At 54.2% G+C, this 22,186-nt stretch carries 26 protein-coding genes, 1 tRNA gene, 1 pseudogene and 1 riboswitch; of the genes and pseudogenes, 16 read left to right on the plus strand and 12 right to left on the minus strand.

Going from position 1 to position 22,186, the window contains the following annotated elements:
- Window positions 1-9 precede the first annotated feature (9 nt).
- The 3 genes from proA to BN2591_RS17455 all read left to right on the plus strand — a co-directional run bounded on the left by proA (window position 10) and on the right by BN2591_RS17455 (window position 2,521).
- Window positions 10-1,263 (plus strand): glutamate-5-semialdehyde dehydrogenase, encoded by a 1,254-nt coding sequence (gene proA, locus BN2591_RS17445; RefSeq protein WP_086873180.1) that lies wholly within the window; start codon window positions 10-12, stop codon window positions 1,261-1,263.
- A 111-nt stretch (window positions 1,264-1,374) separates the two neighbouring features.
- Window positions 1,375-1,450 (plus strand) — tRNA-Thr (locus BN2591_RS17450).
- A gap of 186 nt (window positions 1,451-1,636) precedes the next feature.
- On the plus strand, window positions 1,637-2,521 hold the full coding sequence (locus BN2591_RS17455) for a hypothetical protein (protein WP_228007814.1): 885 nt from the start codon (window positions 1,637-1,639) through the stop codon (window positions 2,519-2,521).
- A 185-nt stretch (window positions 2,522-2,706) separates the two neighbouring features.
- On the opposite strand, the gene BN2591_RS17460 is transcribed toward BN2591_RS17455, so the two are convergent.
- Complete coding sequence (locus BN2591_RS17460; protein WP_017458785.1) at window positions 2,707-2,916, minus strand: YdgH/BhsA/McbA family protein; 210 nt, start codon at window positions 2,914-2,916, stop codon at window positions 2,707-2,709.
- Between the two features lie 85 nt (window positions 2,917-3,001).
- Entirely contained in the window at window positions 3,002-3,259 is a 258-nt protein-coding gene (gene bhsA / locus BN2591_RS17465) for a multiple stress resistance protein BhsA (RefSeq protein WP_086873181.1), read from the minus strand.
- A gap of 251 nt (window positions 3,260-3,510) precedes the next feature.
- On the opposite strand from bhsA, the gene BN2591_RS17470 reads away from it, so the two are divergent.
- The gene (locus BN2591_RS17470) at window positions 3,511-4,146 is read left to right on the plus strand and encodes a TetR/AcrR family transcriptional regulator (RefSeq protein WP_086873182.1); all 636 of its coding nucleotides are present in this window, start codon (window positions 3,511-3,513) and stop codon (window positions 4,144-4,146) included.
- Window positions 4,147-4,308: 162 nt separating this feature from the next.
- On the plus strand, window positions 4,309-4,485 hold the full coding sequence (locus BN2591_RS24495; protein WP_159457500.1) for a hypothetical protein: 177 nt from the start codon (window positions 4,309-4,311) through the stop codon (window positions 4,483-4,485).
- Between the two features lie 70 nt (window positions 4,486-4,555).
- Here the strand turns inward: BN2591_RS24495 and zinT are convergent, their stop codons facing one another.
- Window positions 4,556-5,200: a metal-binding protein ZinT gene (gene zinT / locus BN2591_RS17475; RefSeq protein WP_086873183.1), complete on the minus strand. Its 645-nt coding sequence runs from the start codon at window positions 5,198-5,200 to the stop codon at window positions 4,556-4,558.
- 257 nt (window positions 5,201-5,457) lie between these two features.
- Here zinT and BN2591_RS17480 point away from each other — a divergent pair.
- A pseudogene (locus BN2591_RS17480) lies at window positions 5,458-5,979 on the plus strand (manganese efflux pump); the annotation flags it as partial.
- 36 nt (window positions 5,980-6,015) lie between these two features.
- A riboswitch (Fluoride riboswitch) is annotated at window positions 6,016-6,085 on the plus strand.
- Window positions 6,086-6,158: 73 nt separating this feature from the next.
- Window positions 6,159-6,536, plus strand: coding sequence for a fluoride efflux transporter CrcB (crcB, locus tag BN2591_RS17485; protein ID WP_086873184.1), 378 nt, complete (start codon window positions 6,159-6,161; stop codon window positions 6,534-6,536).
- 46 nt (window positions 6,537-6,582) lie between these two features.
- Here crcB and BN2591_RS17490 read toward each other — a convergent pair whose 3' ends face one another.
- Window positions 6,583-6,909 carry a four-helix bundle copper-binding protein gene (locus BN2591_RS17490; protein WP_086873185.1) on the minus strand — a complete coding sequence of 109 codons (327 nt, stop codon included), beginning with the start codon at window positions 6,907-6,909 and terminating at the stop codon, window positions 6,583-6,585.
- A 323-nt stretch (window positions 6,910-7,232) separates the two neighbouring features.
- On the opposite strand from BN2591_RS17490, the gene BN2591_RS17495 reads away from it, so the two are divergent.
- The 3 genes from BN2591_RS17495 to BN2591_RS25020 all read left to right on the plus strand — a co-directional run bounded on the left by BN2591_RS17495 (window position 7,233) and on the right by BN2591_RS25020 (window position 8,305).
- Entirely contained in the window at window positions 7,233-7,406 is a 174-nt protein-coding gene (locus tag BN2591_RS17495) for a con-10 family general stress protein (RefSeq protein ID WP_086873186.1), read from the plus strand.
- A 106-nt stretch (window positions 7,407-7,512) separates the two neighbouring features.
- The gene (locus BN2591_RS17500; RefSeq protein WP_086873187.1) at window positions 7,513-7,725 is read left to right on the plus strand and encodes a hypothetical protein; all 213 of its coding nucleotides are present in this window, start codon (window positions 7,513-7,515) and stop codon (window positions 7,723-7,725) included.
- Between the two features lie 502 nt (window positions 7,726-8,227).
- Window positions 8,228-8,305: a hypothetical protein gene (locus BN2591_RS25020; RefSeq protein WP_244173025.1), complete on the plus strand. Its 78-nt coding sequence runs from the start codon at window positions 8,228-8,230 to the stop codon at window positions 8,303-8,305.
- 190 nt (window positions 8,306-8,495) lie between these two features.
- On the opposite strand, the gene BN2591_RS17505 is transcribed toward BN2591_RS25020, so the two are convergent.
- Window positions 8,496-8,780, minus strand: coding sequence for an Rdx family protein (locus BN2591_RS17505; protein WP_086873188.1), 285 nt, complete (start codon window positions 8,778-8,780; stop codon window positions 8,496-8,498).
- Window positions 8,781-9,005: 225 nt separating this feature from the next.
- Between BN2591_RS17505 and BN2591_RS17515 the strand changes: the two genes are divergently transcribed.
- From BN2591_RS17515 to BN2591_RS17540, 6 genes are all read left to right on the plus strand, one after another.
- Entirely contained in the window at window positions 9,006-11,378 is a 2,373-nt protein-coding gene (locus BN2591_RS17515) for a TonB-dependent receptor domain-containing protein (protein ID WP_086873190.1), read from the plus strand.
- A 144-nt stretch (window positions 11,379-11,522) separates the two neighbouring features.
- The gene (locus BN2591_RS17520) at window positions 11,523-12,575 is read left to right on the plus strand and encodes a hemin-degrading factor (RefSeq protein WP_086873191.1); all 1,053 of its coding nucleotides are present in this window, start codon (window positions 11,523-11,525) and stop codon (window positions 12,573-12,575) included.
- Window positions 12,572-13,390: a heme/hemin ABC transporter substrate-binding protein gene (locus tag BN2591_RS17525; protein WP_086873192.1), complete on the plus strand. Its 819-nt coding sequence runs from the start codon at window positions 12,572-12,574 to the stop codon at window positions 13,388-13,390. Before BN2591_RS17520 ends, BN2591_RS17525 begins: the two co-directional genes overlap by 4 nt.
- Window positions 13,390-14,388 (plus strand): FecCD family ABC transporter permease, encoded by a 999-nt coding sequence (locus tag BN2591_RS17530; protein ID WP_086873193.1) that lies wholly within the window; start codon window positions 13,390-13,392, stop codon window positions 14,386-14,388. Before BN2591_RS17525 ends, BN2591_RS17530 begins: the two co-directional genes overlap by 1 nt.
- On the plus strand, window positions 14,385-15,164 hold the full coding sequence (locus tag BN2591_RS17535; RefSeq protein ID WP_086873194.1) for a heme ABC transporter ATP-binding protein: 780 nt from the start codon (window positions 14,385-14,387) through the stop codon (window positions 15,162-15,164). The genes BN2591_RS17530 and BN2591_RS17535 overlap by 4 nt, the downstream gene beginning before the upstream one ends.
- 75 nt (window positions 15,165-15,239) lie before the next feature.
- Complete coding sequence (locus BN2591_RS17540; RefSeq protein WP_086873195.1) at window positions 15,240-15,833, plus strand: LysR family transcriptional regulator; 594 nt, start codon at window positions 15,240-15,242, stop codon at window positions 15,831-15,833.
- A 52-nt stretch (window positions 15,834-15,885) separates the two neighbouring features.
- On the opposite strand, the gene BN2591_RS17545 is transcribed toward BN2591_RS17540, so the two are convergent.
- The 7 genes from BN2591_RS17545 to BN2591_RS17575 all read right to left on the minus strand — a co-directional run bounded on the left by BN2591_RS17545 (window position 15,886) and on the right by BN2591_RS17575 (window position 22,183).
- Window positions 15,886-16,713 carry a glycosyltransferase family 8 protein gene (locus tag BN2591_RS17545; protein ID WP_086873196.1) on the minus strand — a complete coding sequence of 276 codons (828 nt, stop codon included), beginning with the start codon at window positions 16,711-16,713 and terminating at the stop codon, window positions 15,886-15,888.
- Entirely contained in the window at window positions 16,710-18,092 is a 1,383-nt protein-coding gene (locus BN2591_RS17550; RefSeq protein ID WP_086873197.1) for a D-arabinono-1,4-lactone oxidase, read from the minus strand. Before BN2591_RS17550 ends, BN2591_RS17545 begins: the two co-directional genes overlap by 4 nt.
- A gap of 275 nt (window positions 18,093-18,367) precedes the next feature.
- On the minus strand, window positions 18,368-18,898 hold the full coding sequence (locus BN2591_RS17555; protein WP_086873198.1) for a 2-oxo-tetronate isomerase: 531 nt from the start codon (window positions 18,896-18,898) through the stop codon (window positions 18,368-18,370).
- A 58-nt stretch (window positions 18,899-18,956) separates the two neighbouring features.
- The gene (locus BN2591_RS17560; protein ID WP_017458803.1) at window positions 18,957-19,406 is read right to left on the minus strand and encodes a DUF421 domain-containing protein; all 450 of its coding nucleotides are present in this window, start codon (window positions 19,404-19,406) and stop codon (window positions 18,957-18,959) included.
- A gap of 10 nt (window positions 19,407-19,416) precedes the next feature.
- Complete coding sequence (locus BN2591_RS17565) at window positions 19,417-19,932, minus strand: hypothetical protein (RefSeq protein ID WP_086873199.1); 516 nt, start codon at window positions 19,930-19,932, stop codon at window positions 19,417-19,419.
- A gap of 92 nt (window positions 19,933-20,024) precedes the next feature.
- A complete protein-coding gene (gene eutC / locus BN2591_RS17570) occupies window positions 20,025-20,798 on the minus strand; it encodes an ethanolamine ammonia-lyase subunit EutC (protein ID WP_086873200.1) in 774 nt (257 codons plus the stop codon).
- Window positions 20,795-22,183, minus strand: a complete 1,389-nt coding sequence (locus BN2591_RS17575) for an ethanolamine ammonia-lyase subunit EutB (RefSeq protein WP_086873201.1) — start codon at window positions 22,181-22,183, stop codon at window positions 20,795-20,797. Before BN2591_RS17575 ends, eutC begins: the two co-directional genes overlap by 4 nt.
- Between the last annotated feature and the right edge of the window lie 3 nt (window positions 22,184-22,186).

Below are 22,186 nucleotides of genomic sequence, written 5' to 3' on the forward strand. Positions count from 1 at the left end.
AGCAGAAGTATGCTGGAACAAATGGGCATCGCTGCCAAAGCAGCGTCATACAAGCTGGCATTGCTCTCCAGCCGCGAGAAAAACCGTGTGCTGGAAAAAATCGCTGATTATCTCGAAGCGCAGGCGGATGAGATCCTGCTCGCGAATGAACAGGATCTGCTGGAAGCTCGCCGCAACGGGCTGAGCGAGTCGATGCTTGACCGTCTGGCGCTCAACCCGGCGCGCTTAACCGCGATCGCTAACGATGTGCGCCAGGTGTGCAAACTGGCGGATCCGGTAGGCCAGGTGATTGACGGTGGTCTGTTGGACAGCGGGTTGCGTATTGAACGCCGCCGCGTGCCGCTGGGGGTGATTGGTGTGATTTATGAAGCGCGTCCTAACGTCACCGTGGATGTCGCCTCTTTGTGCCTTAAAACCGGGAATGCCGCGATCCTGCGCGGGGGCAAAGAGACCTGGCGCACCAATGCCGCCACGGTAAAAGTAATCCAGCAGGCGCTGGAAGAGTGTGGCTTACCGGCCGGCGCGGTGCAGGCTATCGAAAGCCCGGATCGCGCGCTGGTGAATGAAATGCTGCGCATGGATAAATACATCGACATGCTGATCCCACGCGGTGGCGCGGGTTTACATAAGCTGTGCCGCGAGCAGTCGACCATTCCGGTTATCACGGGTGGTATCGGCGTGTGTCATATCGTGGTTGATGAGTCTGCGGAAATCGATCCGGCGCTAAAAATCATCGTTAACGCGAAAACTCAACGCCCCAGTACCTGCAACACGGTGGAAACCCTGCTGGTGCATCAGGGGATCGCGCAGCGATTCCTGCCCGCGCTGAGCAAGCAGATGGCGGAAAGTGGCGTGACGCTGCATGCGGATGAGCAGGCGATGGCGCTGCTGCAAAACGGCCCGGCGAAAGTGGAGGCGGTAAAAGCGGAGCAGTATGACGACGAGTTTTTATCGCTGGATCTGAATGTGAAAATCGTGGCGGGGCTGGATGATGCTGTTAACCATATTCGCCAGCACGGCACCCAGCATTCTGACGCTATCCTTACTCGCACACTGCGAAACGCTGATCGCTTTATCAACGAAGTGGACTCCTCGGCAGTGTATGTGAATGCTTCTACGCGTTTTACTGACGGTGGACAGTTTGGTCTTGGTGCGGAAGTGGCTGTCAGCACGCAGAAGCTGCACGCGCGTGGCCCGATGGGGCTGGAAGCGTTGACGACTTATAAGTGGATTGGCTTCGGCGACGACACGATTCGTGCTTAATTGAAAAAGGGTGATGCAAAAGTAGCCGTTTGATTCCCAAGGGCATTGACGCATCACCCGCTTAGTTTTAACCTTCTACTCCGTGATTCACGCTCGTGAACACATCGCAGGGCCGATATAGCTCAGTTGGTAGAGCAGCGCATTCGTAATGCGAAGGTCGGAGGTTCGACTCCTCTTATCGGCACCATCTTTTCTTATTTAAACTCAATAACTTATGCTTAAGTGGTCATGCTTTGATCGACCTGGAATTTCTCCGTGTTGAACATTCAAAGCGTAACGTGGCGTAAGTCATATCATGCCCTTTGCTTTATTGTCGGCGTCCCATTTATGGAATTAACAGCAGGCTGGATTAATTAATCCAGTGCTGTATTCCATGAAGCTGGCAGAAAGTGGATCGGAAATAACTCATCTTCTCTCCATAAAGATATATTTTGTATTAAGCCAGACCTCAACATGGTGCGCGCAAATAAAATACGTGGCGTGTATATTAATGGTCGGTTTCATAACATCATGTGTGCATGTTGAATTTATCGCCATTTTATTGATAGGGATGATCGTGATGAGAAAACTTATAGCTCTGTTGTCTATTTCGATTTTAAGTGGATGCGCTCAGCAACCACTTGTAACGGTAAATGCGCTATCCTCAGGCCAGAGTGTAGGGAAACGCTTCATCATCCTGCCAGCCAGTCAAGCGCTGTATGACGCTAACCAGATTGAATACAATCAAATCGCCGCCGTCGTTTCTGCATCGCTGACACGTCAGGGGTATGTACAAGTTAACGAACCGGAAAAAGCCGATCAGGGAATTTTATTAGGATTTGCAAGAAGTGGGGCGGTGACCAGCACACGTAATGTTACTGTTCCAGTCTATGGCCAGACCGGTATTAGTTCAGCGACGACATACGGTAATGCCAATACGACATATAACTATCTGGGTGGCGGTAACTTAACGTCGAACACGACAGGCAGCGCAACGACAGTCTACACGCCAACCTATGGAATTACCGGGGCATATGACACAACAGTAACTAATACATCATACGGAACAGCGGTAGCGCTTAATTCATACGATGCTAAGGTATATCTGAAAAGTAAGCGCGTAAATCTCCTGTGGAAATCAAGTGCGGCACTCGTATCTTCCAGAGCTGACAGTATTGCTGATTACAGAGGCCTGGCATTAATTGCGGCTAATTACGCCAATATGAACACTAACGGTGATACACATTTGAGAATCGATCCACGTAATCCCGTTCAGTAATTTAACCGGGGTGTGATAAATGCTATGGAAATTAACACCCCGTTCAAACCAAAAAATTATACCGCTAGTGAGCTGCATTGACCTCTCAACATTTCCTTCCTGATATTCACGCTACGCAAGATACCGTTTTAGCTATAAAAAAAGCGCCCGCAGGCGCTTAGAGAGTAGTGTTCGACCAGGCATACTTATTTGGTCAGTTCAGCCGTCATATGAACATTATTATTGGTGTTGGCTTCAATGATTTTATATGAAGCGCCAGCCTGCTGTGCTTTGGCGGCAATTAAGGATTCTGCTTCGTCAAGCGTTGAAGCTGTGGCGGTTACGCTCTGAGCGAAAGCACCAAATGACAGGACGGAAAGCACAGTAGCGACAGCAAGTGAATTGATGGTTTTCATAATGGTATTCCTTAAATTTTTATTTGTGTGGGCGATAACGCCCGATTCAACATCTGTTGTGAATGCCGGTTTTATACGGCAGAGCTTATTTGTAAATCACCGCGGTGCCGTGCAGGGTATTCGGGCCAGTCACGGAAGTAATGCGGAATGATTTCGCACCCATTTCATCGGCTTTCTGCGCCAACTCGCTTTGCAAAGAGGAGAGATTGGTGCCGGCATTGGCAGAAATCACGCCCACTTTTTGTTGGTCAGCCGGAGTGGATTGCACTTCGACGGCGGCTACGCTTGCGAAAGAAAGGGAACCAAGTACAGCGATAGCGATCAGGGATTTGATGGTTTTCATAATTTTTGCCTTCTGAATCTGGATTTGTGTGAGGTCGTAAGTATTAACTTAACGATCGATAGGTAAATGATAAGTGTGATCTGCGTCACCCGTCAACACTATTTTTATAATGATCATTTAAATAATTAAAAAACACTTGTTATTCATGTAGATAAATCTTTTATTTTTTCGAAAAATTTCTACTGGTCAGCCGCTTTGTAATGTTTTTATAATGATTATTAACTAAATTGATGTGAACGGGGGGAGGAACAATGGCAACCGACGACACATGCTGTACGAGAAAAGGTCGTGGACGGCCAAAAATTTTTGACCGGAACGCGATGCTGGATAAAGCGATGATGCTGTTCTGGCAACAGGGCTATGAAGCCACATCACTGGCAGATCTTGTTGAAGCCACCGGTGCAAAAGCACCGACGTTGTATGCGGAATTCCACAATAAAGAGGGATTGTTCAGAGCCGCGCTTGATCGCTATACGGCTCGGTTTTCCGCCAAACACCGGGCAGCGCTTTTTTGCGAAGAGAAAACGGTTGAGCAGGCGCTGCGCGATTATCTACAAGCGTTAGCCCGTTGCTTTGCCGGTAGCGATACCCCGGCAGGCTGCTTTTTGATAAATAGTTCCGCCACGGTTTCTGCTTCTTCAGAGCCGATAGCTGACACCATCCGGGAACGGCAAACGGCGCAGGAACAAACGCTACTTACCTTTTTGCTGCAACGTCAGTTGCGTGGCGAGATCCCGGCGCAAACAGAAGTGAAAACCATCGCGCTTTTTTTAAGCTGCATCATTCATGGAATGTCGGTCAGCGCGCGAGAAGGTGCGAGTGTGGATAAACTGCAGCAGATTATCGATACGACGCTGCGGTTGTGGCCGTTATTAATCAACGAGTAACACCGAGAACGTCTGGCGCTTTGCCATCGCCCACGATACACAGCGAAATGTTGCTATTGTTCACTATCACTGGCAATAACTCGGTGGTGAAACCAACCATATATTAATCGCTGTGCCTGCCGGTGGTGATCTTCAGGTGGACTGTTCCGCCATGGGAAACCAGTGCAAACGAGGGAAAACGCCCGCCAGCAATGCCAGCCCGGCTTCATCATTTTCCTGCTCGGATTAACGCTGAGCGCAATTTGCGTGGTGAACGTGAGTAACGAGGTGAGTGGCGTCGGGCGAAAATCTCGCCTGGAAGTATTGAAAGTCAGCCAGAACGAACGGAACGCAGGTTAAGAGAACGGCTGACAATGGATTGTTGATTGCCAATTGCGGGCGAGAGGATGGTTCGCCCGCGGTGAAACCATCAGTGATGCAGCATTTCGTCGACAATCTGCGCTTTCGTCATATTGTACGGATAATATGTCGGCCAGTTATCCATCTCTTTTAACAGCGCTTCTTGCGATTCGTTGCCAATAAAAATATGGAAATGTTGCGACTGGCGCGGGCCGATAATATGGTCGCTAAACTGCACATATTTTGGTGCTTTTGATTGTGCGTCTTTGCATTCAAACAGATAACGCACGCCTTTTTTCCCGGAGGTGTAGGTCAGAATTTTATAGCCCGCGTAATCATAGCGGCAGGCATTGACTGTTTTGCCAACGTGAAACTCCATCACATTGTTTTCTATGCCAATTATTTCGACATCGGTGGCATAACCTTTTTGGTAATAGGCGCGGTACTCTTCCACGCTTTTACCGCCTTGTTTTGCTTTTTTCTCCAGCACCGGATCAAGCGCACCGCTGAGCAGATACGGGTTCACGGATTGCCAGATCCCGTCCCAATCGGACAACGCCCGGTCTTTCACGTCCTTATCATCAAAAATGCCTTCGCTGGCTTTACGCTCCACTTCCGTAAGCGGTTTGCCGTGGTGGTGGTCATGCGCTAACGTCTGCGCACTCATTAGCAGCACACCCATGCCAAGTACAAAGGCCGATTTCTTCATGATCATATTGCGCTCCCTGGTTATCATTTGTTACGAAATGAAATGTTATAATATAACAAAATAAAATACCAGACTGCCTGCGCCTTTCCAGCCTGCGGGAAGTGACTGACGAGCGATATCGCCGCAGCTATAAAACATAAAATCAACTATATGTAAGTGAATAGTAAATAGTTTTTGTGTTTTTAATTTGTCTTCGGCACCTTGCCGCTCTTTTCGCAGTGTCTGCGTTTTTGCCCTCGCCGAAGGGCATTTAAGGGGCAGCTATGAGTTTTTACGCAATTAGCATTCCTGCTTTCGGTATGTCGATGGGTTCTTTTGCTGCCGCTTTCGGTAAAAGGGCGATGTTGAAACGCCCGCCGGTAAGCGAAACGCTACGCACCGGGAAGCCATCACCCCAATTATTGGTTTAGTCGCCAGCCAGTACATTATGCGGCAGGACCACAGGATAGCCTTCGTACTGCTCTTTGCGCCGGGTATGCGCATGATGAAAGAGCACTACGGATGAAGAAGCCGAAGCACCGCGTCGCCACGGTTTCTGGTTGCTGGTTACCACTGTTATTGCTACCAGCTTTGATGCGATGGCCGTGGGTGTCGGGCTGGCGTTTCTCAACGTGAACATCGTGGCGACGGTGCTGATGATTGGCTTTGCGACCACCATCATGGCTACCACCGGTATGTTGCTGGGGCGCTTTCCTGGCGCGGCGTTCGATAAATGGGCGGAAGTGTCCGGCGGTGTTGTGCTTATCTGTATCGGCAGCTCAATTCTGATTGATCACTTAGGTTTACTGTCACTTGCCCGAACGCGAGAAATCGTCAACAATGCGTCCTCAGGTGATGGCGTTCCACCTGACCCAACCGCTTCCCTGAGAAGCTGATGACGCCTGGTATGTCTCTGTAATGAGGCATGTCGGGCGTTTTTCTTTTGTCTCCCGCATGCCTCGCACTTTTGTTGATGAGGAAAAACATGCTGAAGTCTTTATTTGCCGTAATCATCGGTGGTTCTGCCGGCTGCGTGATCCGCTGGCTGCTCGCGATGCGTTTCAATACGCTGTTTCCCAATCTGCCGCCCGGCACGCTGCTGGTAAATCTACTCGGCGGGCTGATCATTGGCGGTGCGCTGGCACTCTTTACCCGCCACCCGCATCTGGATCCCACATGGCGGCTGCTGATCACCACGGGCTTATGCGGCGGCATGACCACCTTTTCCACGTTTTCTCTGGAGATTTTTGCCCAGTTGCAAACGGGCAGCTATGCGTGGGCACTGGCTTCCGTGCTGGTGCATGTGGTGGGATCGATTTTAATGACGGCGCTGGGGTTTGCGCTGATAAACGCCTGGTATTGATAAAACAGCAAGGGGAGCAATGCCGCTCCCCCTTATTCAGCTTATTTCACGCCGCCATTTGCAGGCAGGCTTCTGCGCAAGCCCGGCAACGTTTAGCGCACTGCTGGCAGTGCGGATGTTGATGCTTACTGCACTCTTCGGCGCAGGCTTTGCATACGTCGACGCAAATCCGGCACAGTGAGGGTAAATGTTTGCTTTCCAGCGCCATGAATTGGCCGGCAAGGCGACACAGGGCGGCACATTGCACGTCCAGTTTGATGCATTCACGCATCATGTCGATATTCTCTTCCTGCAGGCAAGAAAGCGCACAGTGTTCGCAAGCCGCTGCGCATTGATAACAGGCTTCTGCGCATCGTTGATGTTCTGTATGCATGGTTTTACTCCACAATATTTATGTGTCATGAGATAAGTGTGCACAGAATATTTATCCCTACCATTTTATTTACATATTTCATCACATCGGTAATTTTAGGCGATGAACAAAACTTTAGTAACCTGCTTATATCTATAGAGATTTATTTATCACGCAACATATGTGTTTAAATATTTCTTCCGGAAATATTGATTTAATTTGGATATATTTTTGCTCGTTCGATTGACTAATCGGGATAAATAGCCAGACTTAAGGTTCCAACGCGATTGATATGGGCTGTTAACCGTATCGATTATATCGAAAACGAGATGTGGAGATATAACATGGCCGAACATAGAGGCGGTTCCGGTAATTTCGCTGAAGATCGTGAAAAAGCTTCTGAAGCGGGACGTAAAGGTGGTCAGCACAGCGGCGGTAATTTTAAAAATGATCCCGAACGTGCATCCGAAGCCGGTAAGAAAGGCGGTGAAAATAGCCACGGCGGTGGAAGAAAATAACCACTTTTTAAAGTCATTATTTTCTTAATGCTAGCGAGCCGGAGACGGCTCGTTTATTTTTTAATTAACAATATCTTAAAAATAAAAATGTAGAGGTAGTGTAGTAATGAGTTCAAAAAATAATGACGAGGGCGAGAGAATTGGTTTGCTATCTGAAAATTTACCCACCTGTCTATCCACTAATTTAATTGAACATTTCCACCAGCCTGCCGAAAAAATCGCTATTAATTTTACCGAAGCCGTTGATTTATCGCTCCCGCCTTATAAAAAACGTCTGGTGCATAAAATGGCCAACCGCAAACAATCCTCAAAAAGCTAATAACCAGTTAATCCTTTTCCTTTCCCTCACGACGTTGTGCTTCTTACATTCGGGGAATTCTCCGTCTAATGGTGTGCTGCGGCAAGGGGCGGGAAGCCTTTCGCTATTCCTCTTTACGAAATGATCAGAGCCATTTTTAGCGCGTTGAAAATGATTAAAAAAAACCTTCAGGCTCAGCCAATTCGCGTTGCGCCTGAAGGCGTGCAATTGCATCTTCGTTACTAACAATAAGCGTGCTAATTATTAACGAATTTCAACAAGAAAAGCGCTATAAAACAGCGAGTTATGATGAAATAAACCGATCTTTTCGAATAAATTTTTTTATCGTTAACACATTGATGTTATTGATGATTTGTCTAAATTTCATCCGTTTCACGTTTTTAAATAACCTGTGTCGCAGCGGCAATAACGCTTTATGGGCAGTTTTTTTTGCCTGCCGCCTGGCCTCTATGGCGGCGGAGAGTCTATAGTTAGGGAACTAAAGGCAACGAGAGGAGGTTTCGTGTTCAACGTTGAAAAAGATGACCCCCGTGAAGCGCCGGAATCGGGTGATAAAAAACCCCAGCCGGTGAAGAAATAAATAAAAAGGTCGCTACGGCGGCCTTTTTATTAGCTATTCAGCATGTTAACAACAAAACCGTAAGACACTCAGGCCTCTCTCCGCGGCCAGGTTCCTTTATCGAACGCCCATTTACACCTGCTGTGTTTCTTATCAATACCGCTGAAGCGTTACGCAGCGCAAATCGCCCTGCGGGTGCGAGCACAGAGATTTACTCGGCTTTCTTTTCCACATGTCCGAGCGTTTTTTCCGGAAAGCAGTAGTCGCGCACGCGGCGCTTTAACTCTGCCGCATCGGGGAAACCGCCATCCAGCTTGCGATCCCAAATCACATTGCCATCAATATCGATAACAAAGATCCCGCCGGTGCCCGGTATCAGCGTGACGGAGCCGAGATCCGCATTAAACGTCTGCAACAATTCTTGCGCCATCCAGGCGGCGCGCAACATCCAGTTGCATTGTGAGCAGTAGTGCAAAGTGATGGCCGGTTTATTCATGGTTACTGTCTCCTGGCGCGAATGATAAAGAGGGCATAAAACTTATGCGGCTGAAAATCTGACGGTAAAACAAATTTATTGCAAATGATAACCGTTATCATTATCTTCGGTATCGATAACATAACAATAACCTGCAACTCTTTTGCACTGACTGCAATCTTCCGCGGTCTCCTGGAAGTCATACGTGAGCCTGATACTAATAAATTCTAAGGCTTACAAGACAATATGTGTAAATCGCACCTTTCCCTGCTGCGCTTTAACAAGCGTGTGCTGGTCACTTCATTACTCGCAGCGTTGTATCAACCCTCCGCATTTGCGGTGGATAACGACACCTCATCGACAGCTTCCAGTGGCGCTCAGCAAGATAACGCTGAGGAGATGCTCGTCACCGCACCAGCACCGACATTAAAAGCCGGCAGTTCGCATTCCCTCAGCGCTCAGGATCTGCAAAACAAAGGCGCGAAAGACTTTGGCTCCATTATGCGTTATGAACCGCTCATCAGCGCCACGGGCGCAAGCGGCGGTTCCGGAAACGGCAAAAGCGGCTTCGATCGCGGCGGGTACACTGGCTACAACATTCGCGGGCTGGAAAGTAACCGCGTCGGCATCGATGTTGACGGCATTCCGCAGCCGGACGCCACCGGGCGCAGCTACGTGAGCCGTGCAGGCCTTAACACCTTCGGTATTGGCCGCGACTATATCGATCCGTATATGTACGGCAGCGTTGATATCCAGTCCGGCGCGACCCGTACCGAGCAAGCCAACACCTCCATCGGTGGTAACGTCTCCTTCCGCCCGAAATCGGCAGATGACTATCTGCGCCCTGGCAAAGAGACATATTTTGGTTACCAGAGCGATTACGACTCCGCCGATCGCAGCTGGCACAATGGCGTGACGGGAGCCGCAGGGGACGAAACCCTGCGCGGCATCGTGGTCTACAGCCGTCGCGACGGTCAGCAAACCCGCAATAACAGCGGTACGGTTGACGCCTACCCGGCGAACTGGCACTCGGATGCGATGATGGCCTCCGGCATCTGGCAACCAAACGATGTACACAAATTCACCGGCACGCTCGATTACTACCATAAGACCAACCACACCCACTACGATGCGTGGAACAACGCCGGTAGCGCCATTCTTGGCGACGCACAGCAAACCAGCCAGACGCGCCGCTGGGGTGTTAGCCTGAAAGATGACTGGACGCCGATGAACGACTGGCTGGACAGTGTGTCCAGCAAAGTCTATTACCAGCACACCGAGGCACATGACCGTACGTATATGCCGGACAGCGTCACAGCGACCATGGAAACGGTCTACTCCAATTACGACACCGATACCTGGGGTATTCAGAATGCGCTGGCGAAAACGTTAGGACGCCACGATTTGAGCGCCGGTTTTAACGCCAGCACCAGTAAAACCGAGCGCCCGTTTAACCAGTCACCGGTGCCGAGCGCCTTTAGCGAAATCATGCAGCCGGAAGCCGACAGCCGCAGCTATACGTTAGGCGCGTTCCTGCAGGATCAGATCAATTTCGCTGCCGATGGTCACCACTTCGCTATCATTCCCGGCGTGCGCGTGGTTCACCAGGCGACAAAGCCGGATAATCTCTCCAGCCTGACCGCCAACAGCAGCGTGCTGGACGAATCCGACGTGTCGACCCTGTACGGTAAAAATTCCGACACCCAACTGCTGCCGTCGCTGACTTTCCAGTACGACATCACACCGCGCCTGATGACATACCTGCAATACAAACGCGGCGCGCAGTTCCCCAACGCCAGCCAGTTGTATGGCTCGTGGAACCTCGGTTCCAGCTACGCCGGGCGTGGACAGTATGCGCTTATTGGCAATACGGATCTGGACACCGAAACCAGCGATAACCTCGAGTGGGGCATGAAGGGCGAGGTGACCGAGGGCGTGACGTTGCGCACGGTGCTGTTTTACAACAGCTATAAAAACTTTATCGCCTATACCCGTTACACCCGTTCCGGCAACCCGGATAAATTCACTAACGTGCCGTCTAACATCTACACCACCTATCAGGCGGAAAACCGCGATAAAGCCTTTATCTATGGCGGCGAAATTAGCGCGAAATTGAATTTTGGCACCTGGTTTGAGCAGGTTGATGGTCTGAGCGCCACGCTGGCGTATGGCTACAGCGAAGGGAAGGCGAAATCGCGCTATCTGGGCGACAAATACATCGATCTCGATAGCGTCGCGCCAATGAAAGCGATTGTCGGCGTCGCCTGGGATGATCCGGCGAAACGCTACGGTACGGCGCTGACCGCCACCTTCGTCAAAGGTAAGCAAGCCACTGCCACTAACCGTCAGACCTACACCAACACCGGCGGGTCGCTGGGCGATTCCAGCACGGAATATATGCGGGTGCCGGGCTATGGGCTGCTCGACTGGACGGCGTACTGGCAGGTGGCGAAAAACATCAAAATTAACGGCGGCGTTTACAACATCACCGATCGTAAATATTGGGATTACCTGAACAGCCGTAACCAGGAAGAGACCACCAACCAGAATGCATATGACAAAGCGCTGGCGGTAATGCCGGGGCGGACCTGGCAACTGGGCGTCAATGTTGATTTCTGAGGTGATGTCATTTCACGTTGACCGCCTGGCGGCGCTACCGCTTCGCCGCCGCGACGCAACGTGAATGATTTTTCCGCTAGTCGGTACGTTTTCTCCCTCCCCGGTATCGCTGCCGGGGGTAAAACAGTTAAGGAAGTGAAAAATATGCCTGCAACATCACACGATTTCACCGCCATCTGGCAGCAGTATCAGACCATTAAAGCGCAACAGCCAACGAAGTACGCCCGCGATATCGCGACCGAGATGGCGATAAGCGAAGCCGAATTAACCTTCGCCCGTGTTGGCCATGACGCTGTGCGCCTGCAAGGGGAAATGCGCGACATCCTCGCTGCGCTGGAAGCGGTCGGCGACACGAAATGCATTTGTCGCAACGAATACGCGGTGCATGAGCAAATTGGTCGTTTCACCAATCTGCATATCAGCGAGCGTGCCGGGCTGGTGCTTAACCCGCGAGCGCTCGATCTGCGTTTGTTTATCAACCAGTGGGCCAGTGCCTTTCATCTGCATGAACAGAGCCCGCGCGGCGACCGTTACAGCATTCAGTTCTTCGATTATCAAGGCGATGCGCTACTGAAGGTCTACCGGACGGAAGCCACTGATAGTGCCGCGTGGAACGACGTTATCAACCGCTTTACCGCGCCGGAGAACCCGCCGTTAACACTCATTAAAGCCGAGGGCGCACAGCACGCGGAACAGGCAGATGGCGCCGCGCTGGAGAGTGAGTGGCGTGCCATGACCGACGTGCATCAATTCTTTGGTTTGTTGAAAAAGTACAACCTTTCGCGCCAGCAGGCGTTCCGGCTGGTGGGCGACGATCTTGCCTGTCTGGTCAGTAATGACGCGCTGCCCGGCCTGCTTGAGGCGGTGCAACAGCAGGGTAACGAAATCATGATTTTCGTCGGCAACCGTGGCTGCGTGCAGATCTTTACCGGCGTGCTGGAAAAACTGACGCCGATGAAAGGCTGGACCAACATCTTCAATGAGAACTTCACCCTGCATCTGCGTGATACAGAGATTGCCGAAAGTTGGGTCACGCGCAAACCCACCGCCGACGGCCATGTCACCAGCCTTGAGTTGTTCGCCAAAGACGGTACGCAAATCGCCCAGCTTTACGGTCAGCGTAGCGAGGGCCAGCCGGAGCAGAGCCACTGGCGCGCGCAGATTGATGCATTAACCAATCCGGGAAAAGCCGCATGAAAAAATTGCTGATTCTGCTGGCGGCGCTGCCGCTGGTAGCAAGCGCCGCCGGGCAAAAAATTGTCTCCTTAGGCGGCGATGTCACCGAGATTGTCTACGGGTTACATGCGCAGGCGCAGCTGGTCGGGCGCGACAGCACCAGTACCTGGCCTGCCAGCGCACAAAAACTGCCGGATGTCGGCTATGTCCGCCAGCTCAACACCGAAGGCATTCTCTCTTTGCGCCCGACGCTGGTGCTGGCCAGCGACCAGGCGCAACCTTCGCAGGTATTGCAAAAAGTGCAGGACAACCACGTCAGGGTCGTTGCGGTGCCGGGCGGTTACACGCTGGCGGCAATTGATAAAAAAATCGCGGTCATTGCGGATGCCATCGGCAAAACCGATGAAGGCGCGCAGCTGCGTAAAACGCTGGCGAACGATATTGCCGCCCTGCCGAAACCGCCGCTGAACAAGCGCGTGTTGTTTATCCTCAGCCACGGCGGGATGGGAACACTGGTCGCCGGGCAGAAAACCGCTGCCGACGGTGCGTTGCGAGAAGCTGGATTACAAAATGCGATGCAGGGTTTTGACCATTACCGTTCGATGTCGCAAGAAGGGGTGATTGCCAGCCAGCCGGACCTGGTGGTGATCTCCGCCGACGGCGTAAAAGCGATGGGCGGTGAAGAGAATCTGTGGCGGTTGCCTGGTCTGGCGCAAACGCCCGCCGGGCGCAATAAACAGGTGTTGCTGGTCGATGATGTCGCGCTGCTCGGTTTTGGCTTACGCACTCCGCAGGCGCTGCTTGCTCTGCGTCATAAAGCGGAGCAACTACCCTGATGAACCGCCACGCTTCCCGCACGCTCTGGGGACTTGCGTTGCTGCTGCTTGGGTTGACGGGGCTGGCAAGCACGCAGGGCGCGATGCAACTGCCACTCAAAAGTTTATGGCAGGCCGGTGACGAGGCGCTGCGCCAAATCTGGCTGACGGTGCGGTTGCCGCGCGTGCTGCTGGCGCTGCTGGTTGGCGCGGCGCTGGCACTTTCCGGCTGCGTGATGCAGGGGCTGTTCCGTAACCCGCTTGCCGATCCTGGTTTGCTGGGCATCAGCGGCGGCGCGTCGTTAACAGTCGCCTGCTGGCTGGTGCTGCCGCTTACCGTTTCACCGCTGGTGGCGCTGTATGCGCCGATGCTGGCGGCGTTTATCGGCAGCCTGGCGGTGATGATGGTGATTTATCTGCTCAGTAAAGCAGGAGCAGGAGAGACTGGTTTATCGCGATTGCTGTTGGTAGGGATCGCCATTAATGCACTTTGTGGTGCGGGCGTTGGCCTCCTTTCGTGGATCAGCAACGACGCGCAATTGCGCCAGCTTTCGCAGTGGGGAATGGGCAGCCTCGGGCAGATCGAATGGTCGACGTTATCGGGCGCCGCCAGCCTGATCCTGCCCGCATCGCTGGTGGTATGGCGCGTAGCCAGCGCCCTTAATCTGCTGCAACTGGGCGATGAAGAGGCGCACTATCTGGGCGTCAATGTGCCGCGGCTCCAGCGTCTGTTGCTGGTGTGCAGTGCGCTGCTGGTGGCAACGGCGGTCGCCGTGAGCGGCATTATCAGTTTTGTTGGCCTGGTGGTACCGCATTTGATGCGTATATGGCTGGGGCCAGATCACCGTGCGCTGGTGCCCGGCACGCTGCTGGCAGGAGCAATGTTGCTGTTGGTCGCCGATACCGTGGCGCGCACCGTTGTCGCGCCCGCCGAAATGCCGGTTGGCCTGCTGACCAGCATGCTTGGCGCGCCGTGGTTTTTATGGCTCATCTTTCGCCAGTCAAAGGCGGTGCCATGAACAGACTTTTAACCGCCGCGCATTTGCGGCTCAACGCCGGTTCACGGCAGTTGATTGACGATGTTTCCCTGACGCTGACCGGCGGCGAAAGGGTGGCGCTGATTGGCCCAAACGGCGCGGGTAAATCGACGTTACTGCGCCTGTTGACCGGTTTTCTGCCAACGACGGCGGGGGAGTGCCATCTGGAAGGCAAGCCGCTAAAGGCGTGGACGGCGCAAGCGCTTTCGCGCCGCCGGGCGGTAATGTTGCAACAAACCACGCTTGGTTTTGACTGGCCGGTTGAGGCCATTATCGCCATGGGACGCGCGCCCTGGGGGCCACAACACGAACGCGAAATTGTGCAGCAGGTGGTGGCGTTGACCGGCTGTGACGCGCTGCTCGGGCGGCGGTATGTCACTCTATCCGGCGGTGAACAGCAGCGGGTACAACTGGCGCGCTGCCTTGCGCAACTGTGGCGTCATGACGGCCCGGAAGGGTGGCTGTTTCTGGATGAACCGACATCGGCGCTCGATCTCTACCACCAGCAGCAGGTGCTGCGCCTGCTGAAGCGGCTGACGCTGGGCGGCAAACTGCATGTCTGCGCGGTGCTTCACGATCTCAACCTTGCTGCGCGGTGGGCGCAGAGGATCTTGCTGTTACACCAGGGAAAACTGGTGGCGCAAGGCACGCCGGAACAGGTGATTCAGGCGCCGCTTATCGCACAGTGGTACGGTGCCGATGTCGAGGTCAGCCCGCATTCAGACGGCAAAACGCCGCAGGTTTTTCTCTCAGTCTGATAAACGCCACTGTTGGCTGATGAAGCCGTATTTTTGCTAAAGTTTAGTGTGACTTAACTGATGCGGAGATCGGCAATGACCTTACCGCCTTTGCAGGCGCTCATCTGTTTTCATGCTGTCGCACAACACGGCAGTATGAAAGCGGCGGCAGCGGCGTTATCTATCAGCGCCAGCGCAGTGAGCCAGCAAATTGCCAAACTGGAAGCCTGGGTGAATGTGCGGCTGTTTATGCGCGGCTCGCGCGTGCTCACGCTGACGCCGGAAGGGAAAATTTACCTGCGGGCGATTCAGCCTGCCTTTCATCAGATTTCGCATGCCACCCACCGGTTAATTGACGCAACGGCGCACAACCGCGTGAGTGTCAGTTGTTCAACAGATTTTGCCATGCACTGGTTGCTGCCAAGGCTTGGTGGCTTTGAACGTTATTACCCGCATGCCGAGGTGCTTATCACTACCGCTACGCGGGACGTTGATTTGAAAACGGAAGGGATCGATTTTGCTTTTCGCCGTACGGTGCAGGCCGGGAGCGAAGGCATCCTGCACCCGCTGGAAAACAGCGGCGGGATGCTGCTGATCTACGATAAATCGGCGCTGTTAGAACCACTTTGCCACGCCTTTCGCGACTGGCTGCTGGCTGTCGCACAAGAACATCATTGGCCGGAACAGTAAACGCAAAGGCCGCGGCACGTTCGCGTTCCGGCAATGGTGTGTTCATGAGAAATTACGCATATTTCCACCACAATCGATGCAGTTCATAGCCATTGTCACCGGGTTCGGGGCGCGTTTCCCATGGTTTGTCGATAATGAAGTGGAGGTTTTTCACCTGCGCGAAATCCCACATTTGCGGATGCTGAAGCGGCAATGTTTTTAAGGCGTTATAGCCGTAATGCAGCGGCAGCCAGCGGTCGCGGAATACTTCGTTGAGAAAATCCTGCTCGGCGAACACATAGTCCGAAATGTCGGCTTTCTCCGCCAGCGTCGCCATCATCTGCTGATAGAGGGATTTATCCGGCGTGAGCAGCAGAAAACCGCCGTTCAGGTAGTTGTCCAGCGACGCCGGTGGGTTGGCGTGCATTTGCGCGTCCGTACACCAGCTGTAATAACAGTTTTCCGGCCGCCAGCTCGCCGGGTAGCTTTCGATATGGTTAGGGTTACAGCGACAGGCATGGCAGGCGGCAATAGTGCCTGGAGCCAGTGGCAGTTCAAAGAGATGATCCATATTTTGCAGCACCAGCATATCGGCATCGAGAAACGCCACCCGTTGGTATTCCTCAAGCGTCCACACCGCCAGTTTGCTCCACACGTCGGCAAAACGGGCGTTCGCATAGCGGCTTTCAAGTGTGGGATCGGGGCCGATAACCGGCACTTCCCGCACCTTGCAGCCTTGCGCGTTCAGGTGCTGGCGCGTGCTCTCGTCAATGGCGTCGGTCACCATCACCACCAGCGGCCACGGCGAACCACTGGCGCGTAACGAACGGTGCAACGTTTGTACGCCCGGCAGGTAATCGGGCTGCGTCAGAAGAGTGACCCAGGCGAAGGCGGCGCTCATGACAACAGCTCCGCCATAAACGTGTTGAGGAATTTGCCCTGCGGATCAAAACGCTGGCGTACAGCCTGAAACGCCGTCCATTGCGGGTAGAGCGTTGGCCAGTCGTATAGCGTCGGATCGAAGTATTTCCCCCAGTGCGGCTTCCCGCCTTCTTCTGCCAGCAACTGTTCGGCGGCGCGCAGAAACGCCAGCCCCTCTTCAGAGAGCGAGCCGTCTTCGGCGTAATAGACCACAAAGCCAAAAAAACAGGTTGGCTGCTGCCAGGCCGGGCTTAGCCACGCGTCGGAAGGCCCGGTACAGCGCAAAATAATCGGGTAGTGCATATGCGGGTGCGATTGCTGATGCCACGCTTTAATGCGCGCAATCACCGCCGGGGCGCGCGCCAGCGGAATGCCAATTTCAATATTAATTTGCGGGGTGGCAATACCGCGGCAGAACACCTGATAGATATCGCCAATGACATCTGAAAAGTCTTTAAAGCGCGTCACGGTGCGAAACGGCTTGCCGTTTTCATCAACAATATTGGTGTCGTCATGCATCTGCTCCAGCGTTTTTTCCACCGTGTCGTTCATCTGCGTGTCGGTCTCTTCCCGCTCGACCAGATCGCCATGGTTATCGCGCCATAGCGCCATCTCATCGGCGGTGGATTCGCGCGCATTCCAGGTATGAACTTTGTTTTCATCCGGGAACCACCACGTTTTGCTGAACGCCCATTGCTGGTTCCAGCTAAGCAGGTCTTGCGCCAGATTGTCGGCGCTGCTGGCGCTTTTAAAGCAGGTATACAGCGTTGCCGGGCGCGTGCGCAGGGTGACGGCGGTAATTGCCCCCAGCGTGCCGAGCGCCAGTTGCGCGGCGGCAAACTCTGGCTGCTGGCGGTCAATCTCATAGATCTGCCCGTCGGCATCCACCAGCCGGATGCGCAGCGCTTCATCCGCCAGCGAGCTTTGCTGCATGCCCTGGCCGTGGGTTCCTGTCGAAATGGCGCCAGCCAGCGTTTGCGAGTCAATCACGCCCGGCGACGCGTGCAGCATGCGGTTCATGCCGGTGAGCAGTTCAAACACTTCGTGCAACGGCGTCCCGGCGCCAAACGTCACGCTATCCTCATCCACCGCCAGCACACCGCGCAGCGCAGAGATATCAAGCAGCGTATCGCCCGGCTGGCTCAGTTTTAGCATACGCCCGGGCGACATACGGCTACCCATCACCCGCACGCGCCCGGCAGCTGCGGTAATCACCTGCTGCAACTGCGCTTCATTTTCCACATGGATAACGGCGTTTTTGCTGGCCAGTACCGCGTTTTTCGCCCAGTTGAAAAGGTGTGGATCTTGCGGGTCCGCGTGCGGTTGACGGCGTGGGAAAAGGGTCTGCGTAGTGGTCATGGGCGGCTCCTCGCTCAGATTTTTATTTATTAACCAAGCGTAGCGCATCACACAAAGGTGTGAGTTTTTCACAACATTGCCTCGTGGCGCAGCAGAGAGTGAGTGACTGACAACCTGGCGTCACAACACGCAGGTGAGCATTAACCCGCTCGCTACCTTCGCGCGCGCGTAATGCGGGTCATCAGGCCCTGTGCGGCCTGATTATTGAGGTTTACAGCGTGATGGACGAAAAAGGGAGCCAGCGCGACATAACGACGCGCGACGACGTGAAAAGGTTAGCCGTTTAACAGTGTTATTAACCTTGCCAGCGCATATTTCACCGACTGCTCAATCACGCTTTCGCAATCCCCGGCAAAATGACGCAGTGCCGTGATTGGAGATTGCCCTGGTAGCGCCCAGGCAAACCACACGGTTCCGGCAGGCGTACCATCTTCGCCGCCGTCCGGGCCGGCATAACCGGTGACAGCAATCCCGACCGGTTCATGGCTGACCGCGCAAGCGCCTTGCACCATCTCGCTGGCTGTCTGCTCGCTCACCGCTGTCCAGCGCGCCAGCGTTTCGCGTTTAACATGCAACAGGGTGCTTTTCGCTTCATCGGTAAACGAGACAAACCCGCAGCCAAAGAAGGCTGGCGTATCGCCTGCGGCGCACAGCGCGGTGGCGATTTGCCCGCCGGTGCAGGATTCCGCCGTGGTGACGCGCAGCTGTTTTTGTGTCAGCAACTCACCCAACTGCGCTGCCAGCATCGGAATGGGCAGGCAGAGCAGCGCATTCATGTTGTTAGTTAAGGTAACATCTTCATTCATAGGGTATTTTTCGTTAATTCGGTGGTGACTCGGTAAGCAAAGTATAGCGAGTGAAACGTTATGATGAGTTTTTGGGAATAATCGAGATATGGCCGTTGCGCTCAAGAATGGCGAATTTAATCTCCGCCAGATCGGCAATGCCCTGGTTGTTTCGCGCTGACACCATAATGTCGTCGCGCGTGATATCGGCTTCGCGCATTTTGTTTTCCAGCATTTGGCCGTTCTCCACTAACACCACCGGTGTGCCGTCGATCAGGTTCTCCGCCCCTTTGACATACTTCTTCAGCGTGCCGAATAAGATATCCACCACCACCAGCGTGATAATGGTCAGCGCCGCGCCGGTCACGGAGAAGTCATTGCCGAGCAGCGCTTGTTGCGTGGCTTCACTGATGATCAGCAGCAAAATGAGATCAAAAGAGGTCATCTGTAGCAGCGCCCGGCGTCCGGCGATTTTGAACACCACCATCAACACCAGATAGATAGCTATCGCGCGTAATACCATGTCCATCGCGTTCTCCTCAGGGCCAGATAAACTGCGTCAGGGTGACCGGGGTTGCGTTATTTACTGAAATCCGCTGCGTGCTGTTACCGATGCCGAGCGGTGTCAGCCCCAGCCATACGGTCAGCGGTTTATCGGCGGCAGGGCGGGCATATTCCAGCACCAGTTCGCCGCTGCGGCTGTACATGTTTAACGGTTGTGGTTGCAGGGTGCGGATCTCAAAATCGTGCATGAAATCGCCGCCCAGGGTGAAGGTGATGCGGTTATCGGCCGTGGCATTGGCGGTTATCTGCATGTCCAGATCGCTTTGTAGCCGACCAAAGCGGTCGTACTCGACGGTGAGACGTTGATCGGCGCTGATCGCCGTTTTTTTGCTTAGTAAGCCCTGGGAAAAGAGCCCGCACAGCCCGGCAATCACAATGGCGATAAGCGCTATCGCCCCCCATTTTTGCACCTGCATTTCCACATGCAGCCAGAAAGGGTTGTCTTCCACGGGCCATGTTCGCTCTGCGTCAGTGCTGTTTTTTTTCTCCATACGCCCTCCACGGGGTCGCCGTAAATAACGTAAAGAGTGTAGATGACGAGGGGAGAAAGAGCGCTTCGTCACGCCAGCGCTCTGTACTGAGATCAGGGCGTAATGCGGGGTGTCACGCGCCCGTGCAGCGCCGGGTTATCACTTTCATCTTTCAGTTTGACGCCGGTGAGACGGCGCAGAAATGCCTGTTCCAGCAGCCAGGCGAGCTTAAACGCGGCAGCCTCGTAATTCAGCCCTTCCGGGCGAATGTTGGAGATGCAGTTGCGCTCGGATTCAATGCGCTGGCGTTCTGGCTTCCAGGTGAGGTAGACACCGAGGCTATCGGGCGAGGATAACCCCGGACGCTCACCAATCAGTATCGCCACCGCTTTACTGCCCAGCGTTTCGCCAATGTCATCGCCCAGCGCCACGCGCGACTGGTGCGCCAGCACGATGGGGCCCAGGGAGATACCCAGCGTGTCCAGATAGGGCAGCAGGGCGGTGATAAGCCCGACTGACTGGCGGTGTACGGCGTGGGAAGAGAGCCCGTCGCCAATCACCAGCAGCAGATCATGCGCGGCCGGGCGATGAGCAGCAAGCGTTTCGCGGCTCTCATCACTGAGCCTGCGCCCGAGATCCGGGCGGTTCAGGTAGATGTGCCGGTCGGCGGCGGCGCTGTGCGCGTCCAGTGTTTTTAAGCCAAGTGCATGGAGCTGATGCGCCAGGCTTTCGCTGTCAAAGGGCTGGTGAATGGCATCACGCGCCTGGGCGTGCGCGAGGCCAAAGTTGAGCACTTCCCGCGTCGGCAGGCTTGCGCCACTGCGCCCCAGCGCAATACGGGCATCGGTAAACTCACGCAGCAGTGTCCAGGCATCGGGTCCATTCATGCGTGCGCTCCTTGTGGCATCACGGTCAGCAGCGGGTGGTTCGCGCCGGTCAGGCGTAACTGACCGTGGGTGTCGATAATCTGCATTTTGGTTAACCACTCGGCGAACTCCGGCGCGTGTTTCAGCCCCAGCAAGCGGCGGGCGTAGAGCGCATCGTGGAACGAGGTACTCTGGTAATTGAGCATGATGTCATCCGCGCCCGGTACGCCAATCAGGAAAGTCAGCCCGGCGGTGCACAGCAGCGTCAGCAGCGTGTCCATATCGTCCTGATCCGCTTCCGCGTGGTTGGTGTAGCAGACGTCGCAGCCAATCGGCAGCCCCATCAGTTTGCCGCAGAAGTGATCTTCCAGCCCGGCGCGGATGATCTGCTTGCCGTCGTAGAGGTATTCCGGGCCGATAAAACCGACCACCGTGTTGACCAACAGCGGCTTGAAGTGCCGTGCGACAGCGTAAGCGCGTGCTTCGCAGGTTTGCTGATCGACGCCGTGGTGCGCGTTGGCAGAAAGACAACTGCCCTGGCCGGTTTCAAAATACATCACGTTTGTGCCGAGCGTGCCGCGCTTCAGGCTCAGCGCCGCCTCATGCGCCTCCTGTAATAGCGCCAGATTGATGCCAAAACCGCTGTTAGCGGCTTCAGTACCGGCAACCGACTGGAACACCAGATCAACCGGTGCGCCGCGTTCAATGAGCTGAATGGTATTGGTGACATGCGTCAGTACGCAGGACTGGGTAGGAATGGCAAAGCGCTCAATGATGTCTGCCATCATGTGGTTGAGCTTTTGCAGCACCGGCAGGCTATCGCTGGCCGGGTTGATGCCCACCACCGCGTCGCCCGCGCCATACAGCAGGCCATCGAGCATACTGGCGGCAATGCCTTTCAGATCGTCGGTCGGGTGATTGGGCTGTAAACGCACGCTCAGGTGACCCGGCAGGCCAATGGTGTTGCGAAAACGGGTGATCACGCTGCATTTGCTGGCCGCGAGGATCAAATCCTGGTTGCGCATTAGCTTACTGACGGCGGCGGCCATTTCCGGGGTGATCGCCGGTGCAACATGGCTGAGCGTGGCGGTGTCGGTGCTGTCGGCCAGCAGCCAGTCGCGGAATTCGCCCACCGTCAGGTGGGCTATCAGGGCAAACGCGCGGCTATCGTGGGTATCGATGATTAACCGCGTCACTTCATCGTCTTCATACGGGATGAGCGGCAAGGCGAGAAGTTCGCGTAGCGGCACATCCGCAAGGGCGATTTTCGCCGCCATCCGCTCTTCTGCCGACTGTGCCGCAACACCTGCCAGTACATCCCCGGATCGCGCCGGGGAGGCTTTCGCCATCAACGTTTTCAGGCTATCGAATTGATAAGTACGGTGAGCCAGCGTGGTTTTATACATTCC

The sequence above is a fragment of the Kosakonia pseudosacchari genome, assembly GCF_900184035.1.
GTDB classification, from domain to species: Bacteria; Pseudomonadota; Gammaproteobacteria; order Enterobacterales; family Enterobacteriaceae; genus Kosakonia; species Kosakonia pseudosacchari.